The sequence below is a fragment of the Pseudomonas sp. FP198 genome, assembly GCF_030687895.1.
In the GTDB taxonomy this organism is placed as follows: Bacteria; Pseudomonadota; Gammaproteobacteria; order Pseudomonadales; family Pseudomonadaceae; genus Aquipseudomonas.
Map to the genome: position 1 here is coordinate 2,676,456 of NZ_CP117452.1, position 16,008 is coordinate 2,692,463.

At 62.1% G+C, this 16,008-nt stretch carries 11 protein-coding genes and 1 pseudogene; 8 read left to right on the forward strand and 4 right to left on the reverse strand.

Features of this window, described 5'->3' with window-relative positions; genetic code table 11:
* The first annotated feature begins 26 nt into the window (after nucleotides 1–26).
* The gene (locus tag PSH78_RS12340) at nucleotides 27–1,439 is read left to right on the forward strand and encodes a PLP-dependent aminotransferase family protein (RefSeq protein WP_305500824.1); all 1,413 of its coding nucleotides are present in this window, start codon (nucleotides 27–29) and stop codon (nucleotides 1,437–1,439) included.
* 77 nt (nucleotides 1,440–1,516) lie between these two features.
* Nucleotides 1,517–3,658, forward strand: a complete 2,142-nt coding sequence (locus PSH78_RS12345) for a TonB-dependent siderophore receptor (protein WP_305500825.1) — start codon at nucleotides 1,517–1,519, stop codon at nucleotides 3,656–3,658.
* A gap of 58 nt (nucleotides 3,659–3,716) precedes the next feature.
* Here the strand turns inward: PSH78_RS12345 and PSH78_RS12350 are convergent, their stop codons facing one another.
* Together PSH78_RS12350 and PSH78_RS12355 are read right to left on the reverse strand one after the other, a co-directional pair.
* Entirely contained in the window at nucleotides 3,717–4,451 is a 735-nt protein-coding gene (locus tag PSH78_RS12350; RefSeq protein ID WP_305500827.1) for an SDR family NAD(P)-dependent oxidoreductase, read from the reverse strand.
* Between the two features lie 347 nt (nucleotides 4,452–4,798).
* Nucleotides 4,799–5,005, reverse strand: a complete 207-nt coding sequence (locus PSH78_RS12355; RefSeq protein ID WP_030140737.1) for a 4-oxalocrotonate tautomerase family protein — start codon at nucleotides 5,003–5,005, stop codon at nucleotides 4,799–4,801.
* A gap of 123 nt (nucleotides 5,006–5,128) precedes the next feature.
* Between PSH78_RS12355 and PSH78_RS12360 the strand changes: the two genes are divergently transcribed.
* A complete protein-coding gene (locus tag PSH78_RS12360) occupies nucleotides 5,129–6,052 on the forward strand; it encodes a LysR family transcriptional regulator (protein WP_305500830.1) in 924 nt (307 codons plus the stop codon).
* A 168-nt stretch (nucleotides 6,053–6,220) separates the two neighbouring features.
* Here the strand turns inward: PSH78_RS12360 and PSH78_RS12365 are convergent, their stop codons facing one another.
* Nucleotides 6,221–6,652 carry a nuclear transport factor 2 family protein gene (locus PSH78_RS12365; RefSeq protein ID WP_305500832.1) on the reverse strand — a complete coding sequence of 144 codons (432 nt, stop codon included), beginning with the start codon at nucleotides 6,650–6,652 and terminating at the stop codon, nucleotides 6,221–6,223.
* Between the two features lie 110 nt (nucleotides 6,653–6,762).
* Nucleotides 6,763–7,659 carry a LysR substrate-binding domain-containing protein gene (locus tag PSH78_RS12370; protein ID WP_305500833.1) on the reverse strand — a complete coding sequence of 299 codons (897 nt, stop codon included), beginning with the start codon at nucleotides 7,657–7,659 and terminating at the stop codon, nucleotides 6,763–6,765.
* Nucleotides 7,660–7,861: 202 nt separating this feature from the next.
* Here PSH78_RS12370 and PSH78_RS12375 point away from each other — a divergent pair, with 202 nt between their 5' ends.
* From PSH78_RS12375 to nahK, 5 genes and pseudogenes are all read left to right on the forward strand, one after another.
* Nucleotides 7,862–9,169, forward strand: a complete 1,308-nt coding sequence (locus tag PSH78_RS12375) for an MFS transporter (RefSeq protein ID WP_305501236.1) — start codon at nucleotides 7,862–7,864, stop codon at nucleotides 9,167–9,169.
* Nucleotides 9,166–10,440, forward strand: coding sequence for a glucarate dehydratase family protein (locus PSH78_RS12380; RefSeq protein WP_305500835.1), 1,275 nt, complete (start codon nucleotides 9,166–9,168; stop codon nucleotides 10,438–10,440). The genes PSH78_RS12375 and PSH78_RS12380 overlap by 4 nt, the downstream gene beginning before the upstream one ends.
* 259 nt (nucleotides 10,441–10,699) lie before the next feature.
* The gene (locus PSH78_RS12385) at nucleotides 10,700–11,884 is read left to right on the forward strand and encodes a porin (RefSeq protein WP_305500837.1); all 1,185 of its coding nucleotides are present in this window, start codon (nucleotides 10,700–10,702) and stop codon (nucleotides 11,882–11,884) included.
* 301 nt (nucleotides 11,885–12,185) lie between these two features.
* Nucleotides 12,186–13,349, forward strand: coding sequence for a nitric oxide-sensing protein NosP (gene nosP / locus PSH78_RS12390; protein WP_305500839.1), 1,164 nt, complete (start codon nucleotides 12,186–12,188; stop codon nucleotides 13,347–13,349).
* Nucleotides 13,279–15,922, forward strand: a pseudogene (nahK, locus tag PSH78_RS12395) (hybrid sensor histidine kinase/response regulator NahK/ErcS'). The gene nosP and the pseudogene nahK overlap by 71 nt, the downstream one beginning before the upstream one ends.
* Nucleotides 15,923–16,008: the final 86 nt, after the last annotated feature.

The following is a 16,008-nucleotide window of genomic DNA, read 5'->3' on the forward strand; positions in this document are numbered from 1 at the left end:
AAGAACACTTGGAGAGAGCCCGTGCCGTGGACCTGAACATCGATCGCAACGCTACGGGGTCCCTGGTCCGGCAACTCGTCGCCAGCGTCAGCGACTGGATAAACGCCCACGGCATTCGCCCCGGCGCCCGCATGCCTTCGATCCGCCAACTGGCGACGGAAAATGGCTTGAGCCTGTCGAGCGTGATCAAGGCTTACGATCAGTTGGTCGCCAGTGGCGTGTTGGAGTCCCGGCATGGCTCAGGGTTTTTCGTGGCGCAACAGTTGCCACAGGCGTTAGCCGCGCAAACCGAGGAAGCTGTCGCCTGGAAACTGTTCGATAACCCATCGACCCAACTCAAGCTGGGGTGCGGCTGGCTGCCGGACGCCTGGCGCGACGACAGCGATCTGGGCCAGGCGATCCGCCAAGTGGTGCGCTGCGACAGTCATGCATTGTTCAACTACAGCACCCCGCTGGGCTCGGCTCATCTGCGCCTGCAAATCCAGAAGCGCCTGGGCCTGATCGATATTCACGTCGATCAGGCGCAAATCATCACGACCCAGGGCGCCAGTCATGGCCTCGACCTGCTGGTGCGCACGTTGCTCAAACCCGGCGACCTGGTACTGGTGGAAAGCCCCGGTTACTACAACCTGTTCAACCTGCTGAAGCTGCACGGGGTCAAGACTCTGGCAGTGCCGAGGACCGCGCAGGGCCCGGACATCGCGAGCCTGGAGCGCTTGCTCGGCGCGCATGAACCGAAGTACTTCTTCGTCAACAGCATGTACCAGAACCCCACCGGCACCAGCCTGGCGCCGAGCGTTGCTTATCGCCTGCTGCAACTGGCGACGCTGCATGACTTTCGCATTATCGAGGACGACATCTACGCCGACTTCCAGAACGGCCCGACTTCACGCCTGGCTTCCCTCGATGCCCTGGACCGGGTGATCTACCTGGCGAGTTTTTCCAAGACCTTGTCCAGTTCATTGCGCGTCGGCTACGTAGTGGCCCTACCGGAAATCATCAACCGCCTGGCTGAAATCAAGATGGTGACCGGCATCGGCTGCTCATTGCTGGCGGAAAACGTCGTGGCGACGCTGTTGGCCAACGGCGCCTATCGCAAGCTGATCCAACGCCTTCGCCTGCGTTTGAACAAGCAGCTGGCAAGCACGTTGCGCCAGCTTGAGCGGGCCCATTGGGAAGTGTTTGCCGAGCCCTCGGGTGGCCTGTTCATCTGGGCGCGACCGCGGCATGTACCGGCGGCGCGCGTGCAACGGATCGCCGAGCAATTGCAGGTGCAATTGTCCCAGGGGTCGACGTTCTTGCCGCACGGGGAGGGCAGTGACTGGTTGCGCCTGAACGTGGCGTATACCCAGGACGCGCGTGCCCAGGCTTTTTTCCGCGAGATTGAACAGGAGTCGACTGTTGGGACGTCAGTGCTAATGGGAATAGATGTCAAATAGGAATGAGTTGCTGTATCTTTCGCGACCTATTCCTGCCGGCCTCCAGGCTGGCGTTCTTTCGTTAGGATTGTGTGTCGATGCGTCGGATACTCGTTTCTCTGTGTGTGCTCCAGGCTTATTCCATTTCCACCTGGGCAGAAGAACCCGGCACGACGGACAGGGCGCCATTGGAGCTGCAAGCCACCGATATCGTCGGCACCTCGGACTTCGAGACCGCGCAGGGGCCGGTGAAGGGCTACCACGCCACCCGTTCGGCCAGTGCCACGCGTACCGACACCGCGATTCATGAAACCCCACAATCGATCTCCGTCGTCTCCCGCGACGTGGTGGAGGACCTAAGCGCCACGCGTCTGCAGGATGCCCTTGATTATGCCGGTGGCGTCGGCAGGGCCAACAACTTCGGCGGCCAGGGCCTGACCACCTTTACGGTGCGCGGCTTTACCACGGGCGAGTTCTACCGTAACGGTTTTCCGATCAACCGCGGCTATCCGAACATGCCGGATGCCAACACCATCGAGCGGCTGGAGGTACTGCGCGGCCCGGCGACGATGCTGTATGGCCGTGGCGACCCGGGTGGCACGTTCAATATCGTCTCCAAGCAACCGCTGGCCGAGCGCACGGTGACCCTGGGCAGCCAGGTCAGTGACCAGGGCATGCGTCGCGGCACCCTGGATGCGTCGGGGCCGCTGGATGAAGAAGGGCGCCTGGCTTATCGCCTGAACGTGATCGGCGAGGGCGGCGATACGTTCCGCGACCACGTCGAGACCGAGCGTTATGGCATCGCGCCGGTGGTCACCTGGCAGATCAACGACACCACGCGCCTGACGTTCGAAGGCGATTTCATGCGCAACAATCATCCGCTGGACCGTGGCTTGACCCATTATCCCGGCCAGCGCGGCACGGCGTCCCGCGATACCTTCTTCGGTGAGAAAGACGCCGGCAAGCTGCACAACGACAACAGCATGCTGCAGGTGCGTTTCGAGCACATGCTCAACGACGACTGGACCCTGGCCGGCGGCACCCAGTGGCTCGACGGCACGTTGCAGGGCAACGCCGTCGAAGCCAACGGCATCGGTGCCGACGGGCGGACCCTGGGGCGCAATTTCAACTATCGCAAACTGGAATGGACCGACCGCGATACCCAACTCAATCTCACCGGGCATTTCTCCACCGGCGGGTTCGAGCACACGCTGTTGACCGGCGTCGAGTATGAAGACTACGACTATAAGTCGATCATCCAGCGCTCTGCTGCCGGTGCCGGTGCGTATCCGATCGACATCTTCGATCCGGTGTATGGGCAGCCGCGTCCGGCGCTGACCCGCACGCCTACCAATGACCAGGAAAACCTCAAGACCTTCGGCTTTTTCATCCAGGACCAGGTGGCGCTGACCGAGCGTTTCAAGGTGCTGGCCGGTGCGCGTTTCGAGCGATTCGAGCATGAGTACGAAACCTTCGTTCCCCAGGCGCGTCCCGGCAGCCGCAACTGGGACGTCACCGACAACGCCGTCACCCCGCGCCTGGGCGTGATCTATGACCTGACCGACACGGTAGCGGTCTATGCCAACACCGCCCGTTCGTTCAAACCCAACAACGGCGCCAGCCGCGAAGGGGGCGGGTTCAAGCCGGAGGAAGGCAAGTCTTACGAAATGGGTATCAAATGGGAGGCGCTGGATCGTCAGTTGAGCGTCGATGCGGCGATATACCAGATCGAAAAACGCAACGTGCTGACACCCGATCCGCTGGATTCGACCTTCAGCGTGGCGGCTGGCGAGGTGCGCAGCCGTGGTTTCGACCTGAACGTGGCGGGCAACCTGACGCCGGAGTGGCGCGTGATTGGCGGCTACGCCTATGTGGATGCCGAAGTGACCAAGGACGTCAGCATTCCCACGGGGACGCGCTTGCTCAACGTGCCAAAGAACTCCTTCAGCCTGTTGAACGTCTACGAGTTCCAGGACGGCGGCTTCAAGGGACTGGGCCTTGGCCTGGGCGCCAGGTACGTCGACGAGCGGGCCGGCAACACCGCGGCCACCACCTTCACCATGGACGATTACACCGTGGTTGACCTGCTCGGCTACTACAAGGTCAACGAGCGCATTCGCCTTAACCTCGACCTCAAGAACCTGTTCGATGCGGATTACGAGGAGGGCGCTTTTGGCGGCGTCTACGCTTACCCAGGTGCGCCGCGTACGGTGCAGGCAGGCATTTCCTACACGCTGTAGCGACCAGGCCAGGCTGCACGAAAAACCCCGAAGGTTTCGCCTTCGGGGTTTTTGTTTTTTACCACTTGCCAGTGCTCATCCCACCGTCCACCGGCAGGATCGCGCCAGTGGTGAAATCGGCACCCGCCAGGTACAGGACCGCTTCGGCAATCTCGTCGATGGTGCCTACCCGACCGGCCGGGGCCAGGTTGTTGAGGAAGTCACGATTGGCCGGGTCATGCATCGGCGTGTCGATGATGCCGGGCGCTACCGCGTTGACCTTGATGTTGTGTGGCGACAGTTCGAGCGCCAGGGCGCGGGTCATCTGGTTGACGCCGCCCTTGATCAGCACCGGCAGCGCTGCCGGCACCTGGATGTTCGGTTGCAAGGCCACCGAGGCGGAGATGTTGATGATGAAACCCTGGCGGCGGCTGATCATGTGTGCGGCAGCAGCCTGGCTGGCGTAGACGAGCCCCTTGAGGTTGGTATCCAACAGCGATTCGAGGTCTTGGGGGCTGTAGTCGATGAAGGGTTTGGGCAGGAAGAACCCGGCGTTGTTCACCAGCCCGTCCACCGCGCCGAAGACTTCGATGGCTTTGCCGACGAGGGCGGTAGCGGTAACCGGGGCGGCAATGTCACCGGCCACGCCGATGAAGCTCGCCGGGTGACCGAGCTGGCCTGCCGCGTCATCCAGGCCCGATTGCGAACGGGCATTGCCCACCACGTTATAGCCGCGAGCGAGGAAAGCCTTGACCAGGCCAAGGCCGATGCCGCTGGACGCGCCGGTAATGATGACGGTTTTCCGATTGCTCATGATGTTGACTCCTGATCACGTTGGGTTAGAACCGCTGCGCCTGGGTTGGCGGGGTTGAGATCAGGTTATTGATGCGCTCGGGTTTGATAAATGGGGGTTCTGGTACTTGAGTTGATACTTGGTGTAATCAATCCTGCAGAAATTCACCCAACCCCTGTGGCGCATACACATCCAACGCCTGGCCCATTCCAGTGTGGGAGCGAGCCTGCTCGCGAAGAGGCCAGCACATTCAATATCCTCATCGCCTGATAGGCCGCTTTCGCGAGCAGGCTCGCTCCCACAGGAGGTGGTTAGCGCGGGCAGAAAAAAGCCCGGTCATTCGGACCGGGCTCGTCGGGGATGAAGAGTCATTCCTTGGGCTTGCTTCGATACTCGGTTGTCGTCATGCCCGCGTAACCCCAGTTATCCGTGTCGACTTCCTCGATCACGATATGGGTCAGGTGCGGGTCCTTGCCCAGCACGCGCTGCAGAGTCTCGGTGATTTCGCTGATGACCTGGGCTTTCTGCTCGCGGGTAACGCCGTCGCGGGTGATACGAACATTGACGAAAGGCATGATGCACTCCAGTTGAGGAAAGTGCGCAGCAGATGCCGCGCAATCAATGACCACTGTATTTATACGTCACGGGCTGATAAACAGGCATCGGGAATCTTATGTTGATACGCGGTGTAATGAATCATGAAGCGGCATTTCGAAGACTTGCAGTTGGGCAGCATCGAATTGTTCTGCCTGGCGGCCGAGGCGGGCAGCTTCACGGCGGCCGCCCAGGTGGCCGGGGTGACTCCGGCGGCGGTGAGCCGCTCGATCTTTCGCCTGGAGGAGCGCCTGGGTTCGCGGCTGTTCGTGCGGACCACTCGAAGCATCCGGCTGACCGATGCCGGCCGGACCTTTTTTGAGCAGTGCCGCCAGGCGTTGACGCAACTGGTCGAGGCGCAACAGGAAGTGATGGGCGCGCAAACGGTGCCGTCCGGGCAACTGCGCATCAGCGTGCCCACGACTTATGGTCATCATCGCATCCTGCCGCTGCTGCCGGCATTCCGTGCGTTGTATCCGCAGGTCAGCGTGGATGTTCATTTGAGCAACCGCAACATTGACTTCGTTGCCGAAGGTTATGACCTGGCGATACGGGTGCGCGCCCAGCCGGATTCTTCGATGATCGCCCGATTGCTGGAAGACGCCGGGCTGGTCGTGGTCGCATCCCCGGACTACCTGCAACGGGCTGGCACGCCGCTCACCCTGGAAGACCTCGACTTACACGAATGCATCCAGTTCGAGCTGCCCAGCAGTGGGCGACGTATTTCCTGGCTGTTCAATGTCGAGGGCAAGGAGAAGGAGGTATTCGGGCAGGGCGGGTATTGCTGTTCCGATGATGTGCTGGGCGGCGTAACGCTGGCCAGGCATGGTGCGGGATTGTTCCAGACCTATAGGTTCATCGTGGAAAAGGAACTGGCGGACGGGCAACTGGTGGAAGTGCTGGCGCCGTTCGCGGGACGCTCGCGCCCGTTCACCTTGCTGTATCCCCACGGCCGTTACGTGCCGCAGCGAGTGCGGGCGTTTGTGGATTTTCTGTTGGGGTATCGGCAGCAATGGGCCGAGGGCTGAAGCAGGCGCCCGGCCTAGCCTGATCCCCGTGGCGAGGGAGCTTGCTCCCGCTCGGTTGCAAAGCAACCGCAAAAAAGGGGCCGCTGCGCCCGAAGCGTCGGACCGGCCCAGCGGGAGCAAGCTCCCTCGCCACGGGATCACCATCACCTCAAATAACGCTACCCGCGATCAGAACCGAAACGCCTGACGCCCGATCAGCAGCCACTTGCCATTCTGCTTCTGCCAGATCTGGAAGTTCTCGATTTCCGTCGGGATCACTTCGGTGCCCTTGAGTGCTTGCGCGGAAAAATGATTGCGCACCAGGGCCACATCGCCTGACAGGGTGATTTTCTGATTCTTCATTTCCAGGGTCTTGAACGCGCTCTTGCCGGTTTCGATGTCGGCGATGAAGGCTTTCTTGTCCTGGATATTGCCGCTGGAATGGCCGTAGGTCAGGTTCTCGGCGGCGAGCGCCTGAAGCTGGGGAATGTCCTTGTGCAGCATGGCCTGGGTCAGGTGGTCGACCGCTTCGGCAACCTCTTTTTCAGCCGAGGCGGGGGCGGCTGCGGCGTAGCCGCTGAACAGGCACAGGAAGCCGATGACCGATAGTGCTTTTTTCATGAGAATTTCCTTGTTGTTGTAGGTATGCAGGAACGAGGCGTGAGCTCTCGTCGGTCATCGTACAACTTGTCAGGAAAGACTGGAATAGCCACGTGGTTCCGCCAATGTTCTTACAACCCCTCCCGAACCGCCCCGCGAATCCCCTCCAACAGCATCGTGAACGCCGGATTGTCGTTATCCTCCCGCCACACCAGATGCAGTTCGCTTTGCACGCCTTCGCCCAGGTCGATCTCGCGAAACACCACCTGCTTGAACACCACGCTGGTCGCGCACCGGGGCACCAGCGCCACGCCCATGCCGGCGTTGACCAGTGCCAGGATGGTCAGCGATGAACCGAGCCATTGCACGAACTGCGGGGCGACGCGGGCCGAGCGCAGCATGCCGGTGAGCAATTCGTTGAAGGGTGGGTAGGCGGAGTGGGAGTACATGAGGAACGGTTGCCCGTCCAGATCCTGCACGCTGACAGACTCGGCGCTGGCCAGCGGATGGCCGGCCGGCACGGCCAGGACGAACGGTTCGCGTACCAGGCATTCGGTGGCGTAGCCGGTTTCCAGCAGCGGCGAGCGAACGATGCCGAGGTCGATGCGCCGGGCGCGCAGGGCTTCGTGCTGCTGGTAGGTGTTCATCTCCGCGAGAACGATCTTGACCTGCGGCTGTTTGAGCCGCGCCTCGGCAATGACCTTGGGCAGAAATTCATACACCGCGCTGCCGACGAAGCTGATGGTGACCGAGCCGATGTCGCCCCGGGCAAAACGCTTGGCGGCCTCGGCGGCTTGTTGCGCCTGTTGCAGCAGGTTCTGCGCTTCGATGAAAAATGCCCGGCCGGCCGCGGTGAGGGCGACGCTGCGGGTGCTGCGGGTGAACAGTTCGACGCCGAGGTGATGCTCCAGCAACTGGATCTGTCGACTCAAGGGCGGCTGGGTCATGTTCAAGCGTTCAGCGGCCCGGCGGAAATTCAGTTCGGTAGCCACTGTGGTGAAGCAGCGCAGTTGGGCCAGTTCAAACATTGATTCAATCCCGGTATCAATCAAGTGCCAACTTAGATTGGACGGGAACAATCCCTCGCGTCCATCATCAATCCGCTCCTCGCAAAAGCAGCAAGCCCCACAAAAACAAGATTGGGAGGCACCCTTGAATCACGTATCGGACTCGACCCTGGCCACCGCCGCGGCCAAGGTCAAACGTCACGTCCTGCCGTTGGTGGTGGTGATGTTCATCGTCAACTACATCGACCGCGTCAACATCGGCTTCGTCCGCAGCCACCTGGAAACCGACCTGGGTATTGGCGCAGCGGCCTATGGCCTCGGTGCCGGGCTGTTCTTCATCGGCTACGCGCTGTTCGAAGTGCCGTCCAACATGCTCTTGCAGCGCTACGGCGCCCGGGCCTGGCTGACGCGCATCATGTTCACCTGGGGCGCGGCGGCGATGGCCATGGCGTTCGTGCGTGGCGAAACCAGCTTCTACGTGCTGCGCTTCATCCTCGGAGCGGCGGAGGCGGGGTTCTTTCCCGGCATCATCTATTACTTCACCCAATGGTTGCCGGCCAACGAGCGCGGCAAGGCGATGGCGATCTTCCTTAGCGGTTCGGCCATCGCCTCGGTGATCTCCGGGCCGGTATCCGGCGCCTTGCTGCACATCAGCGGGTTGGGCCTGCATGGCTGGCAATGGATGTTCCTGATCGAAGGCGGCGCGTCCATCGTCCTGTGCGGGTTTGTCTGGTTCTGGCTGCAATCGCACCCCAGCCAGGCCAAATGGCTGACGGCTGAAGAGAAAACCGTACTGATCGCCGCCATCGCCGAAGAGCAGCGGGCGCGGGAAGCCGCCCAGGTCATCAAGCCGTCGATGTTCAAATTGCTCGCCGACCGGCAGATCGCGCTGTTCTGCTTCATCTATTTTTCCATTGCCCTGACCATTTATGGCGCCACGTTCTGGCTGCCGAGCATGATCAAGAAAATGGGCAACCTGGGGGATTTCCAGGTCGGCTTGCTCAACTCGATTCCGTGGATCATCTCCATCGTCGCGATGTATGGCTTTGCTGCCCTGGCCGGCAAGTGGAAGTTCCAGCAGGCCTGGGTCGCGGTGACGCTGGTGATCGCTGCATTCGGCATGTTCATGTCCACCACCGGCGGGCCGATCTTTGCCTTCGTCGCCATCTGTTTCGCGGCCATCGGCTTCAAGGCCGCCTCGGCGCTGTTCTGGCCGATCCCCCAAGGCTATCTCGACGCCCGCATCGCGGCGGCGGTGATCGCCCTGATCAATTCCATCGGCAACCTCGGCGGCTTCGTCGCCCCGACAGCCTTCGGGTTCCTGGAGCAGACCACCGGTTCCATCGAAGGCGGTCTGTATGGGTTGGCGATCACCTCGCTGGTTGCCGCCGTGGTGATCTTTTTCGCCCGGACCCAACCGGGGCGCGGCAAACCTGACGCGCTGTCCGGCCAGCCTGAAAACTCGGTCGAAGCTGACCCGCTGAACAAATCTCACGTCCTGAAACCTGGCCCATCGGGAGCCGCTGCATGAAGATCAAACGCGTTACCGTGACCCCTATCGCTTTTCGCGATCCACCTCTGCTCAACGCCAGCGGCATTCACGAGCCGTTCGCGCTGCGCTCGATCATCGAGATCGAAAGCGACAACGGTTACATCGGCCTCGGCGAGAGCTACGGCGATGCGCCGGCCCTGGCGATCCAGCAGCAGGTACAGAACCAGTTGATCGGCCTCGATCCGTTCAATCTCAACCAGTTGCGCGCTATCGTCCAGGCCACCGTGGCTGCTCACAAACCGGCGAGCGTCGCCGGGGCGGAACTGGCGCCGGGCTCGCATGCGAGCAAGGCGGTGAGCAATGCCTATTCCGCTTTCGAAGTCGCTTGCCTGGACTTGCAGGCGCATTATCTGAATGTGCCGCTGGTGGATTTGCTGGGCGGTGCGATCCGCGACGAAGTGCCGTTCAGCGCGTACCTGTTTTTCAAGTACGCCGAGCATATCGATTCACCGTATCCCGCGGACAGTTGGGGCGAAGCGCTGAATGAGCAACAGATCGTCGCCCAGGCCCGACGGATGATCGAGGAGTACGGTTTCAAGAGCATCAAGCTCAAGGCCGGGGCATTGGAGCCGGAGCATGAAGTGGCCTGTATCAAGGCCTTGAAACAGGCTTTTCCTGGCTTGCCGCTGCGCATCGATCCTAACGGCAACTGGTCGCTGGAGACTTCCATTCGCATGGCCGAGCTGCTCGGTGATGACCTGCAATATTACGAAGACCCCACGCCCGGGCTCGAAGGGATGGCCGCGCTGCACAAGCGCACGGGCCTGCCGCTGGCGACCAACATGGTGGTCACCGACTTCGACGAGTTCCGCCGCAGCGTGGCGCAGGACAGCGTGCAGATTGTCCTGGCCGACCACCATTACTGGGGCGGGCTGCGCGATACCCAGATGCTCGCGAAAATGTGCGAGACCTTTGGTCTGGGTGTGTCGATGCACTCCAACTCGCACCTGGGCATCAGCCTCATGGCCATGGCCCACGTGGCGGCTTCGGTGCCGAACCTGGATTACGCCTGCGATACCCATTACCCCTGGCAGGAACCGGATGAAGAGGTGATCAAGGGCGGCAAGCTGGCATTCGTCGACGGTTGCGTGAAGATCACCCGGGCGCCGGGCCTTGGCCTGGAGCTGGACCGCGATCAACTGGGCAAGCTGCATGAGCAGTTCCTCAGTTGCGGCATCCGCCAGCGCGACGATGTGCGGCAGATGCGGCGTTATCGGCCGGACTGGACCACTGTCAAACCGCGGTTCTGATCCGAATCCCATGGGCCTGCTGCGCAGGCCAGCGGGAGCAAGCTCGCTCCCACAGGGCCTGCTGTTGCCTTCTCGGGCAATACCGCTGGCCCCCACCCAAAGTACCGCGCCCGCCAGCCTCGCCGTCTTACACCCAAACTGCCGCGCCGGGCCGGCGCTGCCAAAGCAGCCGGCAATTCCCTCCAAGGCAGCGTATGACGCGCCCGGGGGCCTTTCGATAATCGCCTCCGACATCCCGTCCCCTGTTGCGGAGCGCGCCATGCACAACAATAAGAATACCTGCCTGCGTTTTTTGCCTGCGGTCATCGCCGGCCTGTCGAGCCTGGGCCTGACGCCCTGGGCGCAAGCCGAAATCATGCTGTACGACAAGGACCAGACCACTTTCTCCACCGATGGCTACATCAACGCCTTCTACGTCAACAGCGACGTGGACCGGGCGGGGGAGCAGTTCGACCGGCGCCAGTCGCGGGTCAAGATGGGCTTTTTGCCCAACTACCTGGGCTTCAACATGGGCAAGCAGGTCGATGACCTCAAGCTCGGCGCCCGTGCCTCGTTCTGGGTGACCATCAATGACAGCGAAACCAACGGCACCGACACCGCCATCGACGTGCGGCAGTTCTACGGCACCGTCGCCAATCCGGAGTGGGGCGAGGTGCTGATCGGCAAGGACTTCGGCCTGTTTGCCCGTTCCAACATCTTGCTTGATGAGTTGCTGGCCGGTTACGGCCAGGTCAGCGACACCCTCGGCCTGGTGGATGGCGGCGGGGTGTCGTTCGGCAATATCGGCAGCGGTTACCCATACCCGTTCCCGACTTCGCAGATCACCTATCGCACTCCGGTGATGGACGGGTTGCGTGTGGCGGTGGGCATCATGGACCCGGTGGACACCAACGACAGCAGCGCCACCGGCAAGGCCTACCAGGAAAACCCGCGTACCGAGAGCGAGGTCACCTACCAGTTCGATCTCGGCGGCGCGAAGATCTACAGCTGGCTGAACGGCAGCTACCAGACCTCGGATAACACCGATACCAATGTCGAATCGGTCACCTCAAAAGGCCTGGGTTATGGCGTGCAGGCCAAGATGGGCGGGCTCTCGCTCACCGGCTCAGGGTTCCAGGCCAAGGGCATCAACCCGTTTTTCACCAACAACGCCGGCGAGGCCACACTGCGCAACGTCGACAGCAAGGGCTACCTGCTGCAAGGCTCCTACAAGCTCGGCAAGAATCGCCTGGCGCTGTCCTACGGCAAGACCGAGGACGACGGCAACGGAGTGGTCGGCAGCGGTGCCGACTACGAGACTCGCGGTGTCGCGCTGTTTCATGACATCAATGACAACCTCAAGCTCGTCGCCGAATACAACCAGTTCGAAATCAACGGCCACGACACCAGCGCGCAGAACGAAGACACCGACACCTTTGCGGTGGGGGCCGTGCTGACCTGGTAAGGCACGTGGCGAGGGAGCTTGCTCCCGCTGGGTTGCGCAGCAGCCCCTTGAACTGGGATTGAGGTATATCAGGCTCATTCAGTCAGATTTTCGGGGCTGCTTCGCACCCCAGCGGGAGCAAGCTCCCTCGCCACAAAAGCATCAATCCAGGTTTTAGTGGCAGCCCCCACCGTGCGCATCGCGGTCGGGGCCGCCACGGTTCTCCACCCATGGAAGTGTCCACCCGCTACCCAAGTAGCATTCGTCCACCGGGCGCGGGTTCGTACACTCAGGGCTCTATCACGCACCGTCGGAGGCGCAGATGCAGCAGGCCCAGAGCGAAGGTGTGGTCAGCGCCATGTCCCAGGCAACGGACGTCGAGCAAGTGGCCCAGGAACTGGCGCGACAGCTGTTGCACCCATACCTGGGTTTCGTGCTGTTTTTCTGTTCCGCCGAATACAACTTGCCGGCCCTGGGCCAGGCGTTGTCACGCAGTTTCGGCGGGATTCGCCTGGTCGGCTGCACCAGCGCCGGGGAAATCACCCCGCAGGGCTACGGTCGTAACTGCGTGACGGCGGTGGGGTTCGATCATCGGCACTTCTCCATTGCCGCCGAGCTGATCGGCGAGATGGAGCACTTCAGCCTGATCGACGCCCAGCAGATGGTCGAGCGCCTGGCCGGAGGCTGTCGCAGCAACGTTCTGGCGCCGATCAAGGGCCACAGTTTTGCCCTGACCTTGCTCGACGGCCTGTCCAGTCGCGAGGAAATGGTGCTGGCCGCGTTGAGCGCAGCCTTGGGCGACATCCCGCATTTCGGTGGCTCGGCCGGCGATGACAATTACCTGACCCACACCCACGTCTACTTCGAAGGCCAGTTCCACAGCGGCGCTGCCGTGGTGGTGCTGATCAATACCTGGCTGGAGTTCGAGGTGTTCACCACCCATCACATCCTGCCTCGCCAGGAGAAGCTGGTGGTGACCGGCGCCGACAGCGCCTCGCGACGGGTCTACGAGCTCAATGCCGAACCCGCCGCCGAAGAATACGCCCGGCATATCGGTGTGCCGGTCAGCGCGCTGGATTACCGGATCTTTGCCGCCCATCCACTGGCCGTGCGCATCAACGATCAGTACTACGTGCGGGCGATCCAGCAGGTCCACTCGGACCTGAGCCTGAGTTTTTATTGCGCCGTAGAGAACGGCATCGTGCTCACGGCCATGCGCCCGGGGCCTCTGTTGCAAAACCTGCACGCGCTGTTTGACGGCTTGCAGGAGCGCCTTGGTGACTTGTTGCTGACCATCGGCTGCGACTGCTTCCTCAGGCGCCTTGAGCTGGAAGACAGCGCTGGCCTGGAGCAGATCGGCCAGTTCCTGCGCGAACAACGGGTGATGGGGTTCAACACCTATGGAGAACAATTCAATGGCATGCACATCAACCAGACCTTCACCGGAGTTGCCATTGCCCGTCAGCGCGTCCCCGGTCATCGCTGAACTGCAGGCACAGATCGCCGCGCTGCAACACGACAACCACAAGCTGCGGCGCATCAACGCGGCGCTGATCGAGCGGGTCGAATCCGGCGTGACCCGAGGCAGCGACCCGTACGCAGCGTTCCAGCATTCGGTGGTGCTGGCCGAACAGGTCCGCGAGCGCACCGACGCCTTGAACCAGGCGATGGCCGAGCTCAAGGCCGGCAACCATCTGCTGGGCGAAGCCCGGCTGCGAGCGGAAACCGCCCATCGCCATCTGATCGATGCGATCGAGAGCATTTCCGATGCGTTCGTGCTGTTCGACGAACAGCAACGCATCGTCCTCTTCAACAGCCGTTTCAAGGCGTTCTGGGCCCACAGCCGGGTGCGGATCATCGCGGGGATGCGCCTTGGCGAGGTCAAGCGCCTGATGACCGCCAATGGCCTGTTCAGCGAAGAAACCCGCGGCCAGCCCGATGAGCCGGTGCTGTACAGATTGCAGAACGGCCGCTGGCTGCAGGTCAGCGAACGGCCGACCCAGGAAGGCGGACGGGTGTTTCTGTTTACCGATATCACTGACGTCAAACTCAGCGAAACCGTACGCCGTGAGCAAGCCATCGCGCAGAAATCCCACCTGTTGCAGCGCGCGGTGGACAACCTGTCCCAGGGCGTAGCGATGGTCAATGCCCAGGGCGTGCTGGAATTGTGGAACCGGCGCTTCCTGGAGCTCAGCGGCCTGGCACCGGTGGCGGCTCATCGACCATTCAACGAGGTGATCGCCGACAGTGAATTGCAACTGCTGACGCCGGCCAGTCGCGACGGCAATGGGCGGTTGATCCAGGAGTGCGAACAGCGCCTGTCCGATGGCCGGGTCCTGGAGATCCGGACTCATCCGCTGCCGACCGGCGGCTACGTCAATACCTTCACTGACATTACCGAGCGCTACCAGCATGCCGAGGCCCTGAGCGAAAGCGAGCGCTGGATCCGCTTGATCACAGATCACGTGCCGGCACTGATCGCCTACCTCAACGCCGATCTGGTCTACGAATTCACCAACAAGGTCTATGAGCAGTGGTATTGCTGGCCGCGGGGCGTGATGCTCGGCCAAAGCCTGCGCGAAGCCCACAGCGAGCAGCATTACCAGCGCCTGGAAGCCTACGTGGCCCGAGCGTTGGCCGGGGAGAGCGTGACCTTCGAATTCGCCGAGACCAACATCAACAACCAGGAGCGCTACATGCTGCGCTCCTACGTGCCCAATCGGCTGGCCAACGGCGAGGTGGTGGGCATCTTCGTGCTGATCCGCGACATCACCGAACGTCGCCGCACCGCCGAGGCCCTGCATCAGGCCTACCAGAACCTGGAGCAGCGCGTGCAGGAGCGCACGGTCGAGCTGACCACGCTCAACGACCAGTTGCTACGCGAGATCGACGAGCGCAGCCGGGTCGAGCTGCGCCTGCGCGAAGCCAAGCGCGAGGCCGAGCGGGCCAACCTGTCGAAAACCAAATTCCTCGCGGCGGTCAGCCATGACCTGCTGCAACCGTTGAACGCGGCGCGGCTGTTCACCAGCGCCTTGCTCGAACGCCGCGAACCGGTGGCGAACGCGCAACTGGTGCGCAACGTCAGCAATTCGCTGCAGGATGTGGAAAACCTGTTGGGCACCCTGGTCGATATTTCCAAGCTGGATGCCGGCGTGATCAAGGCCGATGTGGCGCCGTTCGCCCTCAGTGAGTTGCTCGACACCCTGGCCGCCGAATACCTTCAGGTTGCCCGTAGCGAGGGCCTGGCGTTGCGCTTCGTGCCTTGTTCGGTGCTGGTGCGCAGCGACATCCAGTTGCTGGCGCGGATCCTGCGCAACCTGTTGAGCAACGCCATTCGCTACACCCCCAACGGGCGGGTGGTACTGGGTTGCCGGCGTCACGGCAACCGTGTCTCGATCGAAGTCTGGGATTCCGGCATCGGCATTGCCCAGGATCGGCTGGAGGAAATCTTCCAGGAATTCAAGCGTGGTGACGTCCAGCGCCCGGACCAGGACCGCGGACTCGGCCTGGGATTGGCGATCGTCGAGAAGATCGCCGGGATCCTCGGGCATCCGATCCGGGTCCGCTCCTGGCCGGGCCAGGGCTCGGTGTTCGCCATCGAGGTGCCGCTCAGCGCTACCGCGCCCAAGCCGCTGGCCTGCCTGGACATGAGGCGAGCCGATGCTCGAACGCCTGCGCGGCGCGCGGGTCTGGGTGCTGGATAACGACGCGGCAATCTGCGCCGGCATGCGGACCTTGCTCGAAGGTTGGGGCTGCCGCGTGGTAACGGCGCTATCGGAACAGGACCTGGCACGCCAGGTGGACGATTACCGCACCAAGGCGGATCTGCTGATCGCCGACTATCACCTGGACCACGATCAGAATGGCATGGACGCGGTGGCCCGGATCAACGCCTGCCGCACCTCACCGATCCCGGCCATGATGATCACGGCCAACTACAGCAACGAACTCAAGCAGCAGATCCGCGAGCGCGGGCACACGCTGATGCACAAGCCGGTGCGGCCGATGAAGCTGAAGATTGCGATGAGTCATTTGTTGGGCCAAACCCAGGTTTGGTGAGTCGAACGCTGTTGTGGCGAGGGGATTTATCCCCGCTGGGCTGCGAAGCGGCCCTAAAACTTGGCAACTCGGTACAGCAGGAAGAA

Bases quoted from the DNA above. Each gene is read 5' to 3' on its own strand.
- PSH78_RS12375 (WP_305501236.1), top strand. From the start codon at position 7,862: ATGTTCATCGTCAACTACATCGACCGCGTCAACATCGGCTTCGTCCGC.
- PSH78_RS12350 (WP_305500827.1), bottom strand. From the start codon at position 4,451: ATGAGCAATCGGAAAACCGTCATCATTACCGGCGCGTCCAGCGGCATC.
- PSH78_RS12385 (WP_305500837.1), top strand. From the start codon at position 10,700: ATGCACAACAATAAGAATACCTGCCTGCGTTTTTTGCCTGCGGTCATC.
- PSH78_RS12365 (WP_305500832.1), bottom strand. From the start codon at position 6,652: ATGAAAAAAGCACTATCGGTCATCGGCTTCCTGTGCCTGTTCAGCGGC.
- PSH78_RS12370 (WP_305500833.1), bottom strand. From the start codon at position 7,659: ATGTTTGAACTGGCCCAACTGCGCTGCTTCACCACAGTGGCTACCGAA.
- nosP (WP_305500839.1), top strand. From the start codon at position 12,186: ATGCAGCAGGCCCAGAGCGAAGGTGTGGTCAGCGCCATGTCCCAGGCA.
- PSH78_RS12360 (WP_305500830.1), top strand. From the start codon at position 5,129: ATGAAGCGGCATTTCGAAGACTTGCAGTTGGGCAGCATCGAATTGTTC.
- PSH78_RS12345 (WP_305500825.1), top strand. From the start codon at position 1,517: ATGCGTCGGATACTCGTTTCTCTGTGTGTGCTCCAGGCTTATTCCATT.
- PSH78_RS12380 (WP_305500835.1), top strand. From the start codon at position 9,166: ATGAAGATCAAACGCGTTACCGTGACCCCTATCGCTTTTCGCGATCCA.
- PSH78_RS12355 (WP_030140737.1), bottom strand. From the start codon at position 5,005: ATGCCTTTCGTCAATGTTCGTATCACCCGCGACGGCGTTACCCGCGAG.